At 40.0% G+C, this 585-nt stretch carries 1 protein-coding gene; it reads right to left on the bottom strand.

What is annotated here, in order from left to right:
• Positions 1-102: 102 nt before the first annotated feature.
• A complete protein-coding gene (locus tag KIV40_RS26925) occupies positions 103-549 on the bottom strand; it encodes a hypothetical protein (protein WP_285352237.1) in 447 nt (148 codons plus the stop codon).
• Positions 550-585 lie beyond the last annotated feature (36 nt).

Raw genomic sequence — 585 nt, 5'->3', positions numbered from 1 at the left:
TTAAGGTGTGAAGCACGCGACCACGACACTCAATAGACCACCGTAATCACTCGACTTAACTCAAACCAAAAGTGCCAAGCGTTGCGAATCACTCTTAAACAGTTAGGCATACTTTGTCACCGGCTTTTGCTTTCCAAACTTATCTTTGAGCGGTGTGAAGTAACTGGCACACACTATCGCTCCAGCCAAAGACCATTCAACATAATCAAGCGCAAGAGCGCCTGCGTGAGTAAGATGGGACGTAGCCATAAAAATAATAACTATAGACAAAGGAAAAGTTGATATTAAAAACGCTTCTCGTGAATATCTCCAACAAAAGATAAGACCAACCGTACCATAAATCCAGAGTAACAAATTTATGAGAAACTGGCCGAGATTTACCGTGGAAGGCAAATCTCTAAGATCAAAGATAAAAGTGTTATATGCATTCCATGTACCTATTATTTCATCTGGGATAAGCCAAAAAAGGTACTTTTGGTTGAGTATTGAACCGCCAATCGATATGGCAACGTAAAGTAATACCAGCATTCTAAATGTTCGAATATTCATAGAAGTCCCTTGTATGCCTAACGCTTTTTATACGGC

This window comes from Vibrio sp. D173a (assembly GCF_030248475.1).
This window is presented reverse-complemented; position numbering and strand designations above follow the sequence as displayed.